We start from the raw sequence: 2,155 nt of genomic DNA, 5'->3' as shown, positions 1-2,155 counted from the left end.
CTTAGTTTCTTTGAAGATGTACTCTGGAATGTCTTTCTTATCCTTCGTTCCTTTGTCTGAAGGATTGATTTCTTTTCCTTCTTCGTCTACATATGTTGTAACTACTTTACGGTAGATGTAATCAACAATTGTTGCACCTTCTACAACTTCACCTTTTTCAACAGATGTGTCTGAAGCTTTTACAAGTTCATAAACATCACCGTTTGCAGCAATAATGACTGAAGGTTTATTGTCAGTTGTATCATATTTTTCACCAACTAATGTTGCATCAGTGTCAACTACTACATTAGGAATATCTTTTCCTTCTGGAGTTTTTCCTGAAATTGGGTTACCTTCTTCATCTACATAGTTTACTAATACTACTCCGATGTGTGCTTCTGGAAATTCTTCTGTGTTGTTTAAGATTTCATAAACATAAGTTACAACAGAAGTTCTACCTTTAACACCTGATTGTTCAGCATCAGAGTCTTTCGTAACTTTCTTCAGTGTATAAACCTTACCATCTTTTGTAGTAATGGTTTGTGGTCTATTGTCAGTTGTATCATATTTAGCATTTAGTGGTGAATTTGGGGTATCCACAACAGTGCTTCCTACTTCTTTACCTGTATCTGTGATACCTGAAATTGGACGTCCATATTTATCACGATATACGACTACTACGCTACCGAAGTTTTGTTTTGGTGCTGGTTCTTTTACTTCTTCGTATACATAAGTAATTGTTTGTTCTTTATCACTTACTTTACCTGTTTCAGAAGCTGAATCTGCTTTTCTCTCTTTCAGTAGGTATACTTTGCCATCTTTTTCGATACGTTCAGGTTTTAAGACTTCAGTTGATGCATCGTAACCAGTTGATACTAATGTGTCTTTTGGTTGTACTGTTTGTGAACCTTTTAATGTTTCTCCAGTTGTTGATTCGTAAGTTACTTTTACTTCTTCACCTTTAGCTGGCTCATAAATATGTTTCGTATTTCCTTTGTTATCAGTTTCTGTACGAACTAATTTATAGCCATAGATATCTTTCTTAGGTAGAGTTCCATCTTCTTCAGGTACTACTGGTGTATTATTCTTATCAACTGTAATTGGATTTCCAGCTTCATCTACAAATGTTGTAACTGGACGAACTGTTGGCGTGTAAGTTTTTTCAACTTTAGTTCCGTTCGCATCTTTTACTTGAACTGTTACTCCTGAAGCTTTTCCTGCAAAGTCTGGTTCTGGTGTAAATGTAATAACATTATTTGCTAGTGTATATGTACCTTCACCTGGAACTTTCACTTCTGTAGTCGGTTTTCCATCTTTTCCTACTAGTGTAGTTGTTGTTGGATCTAACGCTACATTTTCATGACCTTTATCGAAGTTTACTGTAGTATTGTCTTGATCTTTCTTATCAAACACAATTGTTGATGTTTGAGGTTGTGCTTTTGGTCCTTCAGTTTCAGCATTTTCACCTGTTGGCGTTACTGGGGTAACTGTTGGTGTGTATTTAGCTGTTACTGGTGTTCCATTCTTATCTACACGTTTTACTGTTACTCCTTTTGCTACACCAGAGAATTGTGGTGCTGGAGTGAACGTTACTTTACCGTCTTTGTCAACTGTGTATGTTCCTTCTCCTGGTACTACCACTTTTCCTTCAGGATTTGCACCTTCTAATGTTGGTGCTACTTCTTCATCTATTGGCACATTAGGGTTTCCTGGTTTGAATGTTGGGGTTCCCTCTTGTGTTGCTCCTTGAATTCCTGTTGTTTCTACAGGTGTTCCTTCTGGTGTTACTGGTGTTACTGTTGGTGTATATTTTGCCGTTACTGGTGTTCCGTTCTTATCTACACGTTTTACTGTTACTCCTTTGGCTACGCCAGAGAATTGTGGTGCTGGAGTGAACGTTACTTTACCGTCTTTATCAACTGTGTATGTTCCTTCTCCTGGTACTACTACTTTCCCTTCTGGATTTGCACCTTCTAATGTTGGTAATACTGTTTCATCGATTGGCACATTAGGGTTTCCTGGTTTGAATATTGGTGTTCCTTCTTGCTCTTTACCTTGGATTCCTGTTGTTTCTGCAGGTGTTCCTTCTGGTGTTACTGGTGTAACTGTTGGTGAGTAAGTTGCTGTGGCTGGTGTACCATTGTCATCTTTTGCTTGTACGGTTACTGGTGTTGGT

1 protein-coding gene is annotated in these 2,155 nt (G+C 37.8%); it reads right to left on the bottom strand.

Annotated elements, in window-relative coordinates:
* A partial coding sequence (locus ADI58_RS04005) for a MucBP domain-containing protein (RefSeq protein WP_049521554.1) occupies positions 1-2,155 on the bottom strand: 2,155 nt, incomplete at both ends.

Origin of the sequence: Streptococcus mitis (assembly GCF_001074635.1) — a bacterium.
In the GTDB taxonomy this organism is placed as follows: Bacteria; Bacillota; Bacilli; order Lactobacillales; family Streptococcaceae; genus Streptococcus; species Streptococcus mitis_E.
Note: the sequence above shows the minus strand (reverse complement) of the source record. Positions and strands in the feature narration are given on the sequence as shown.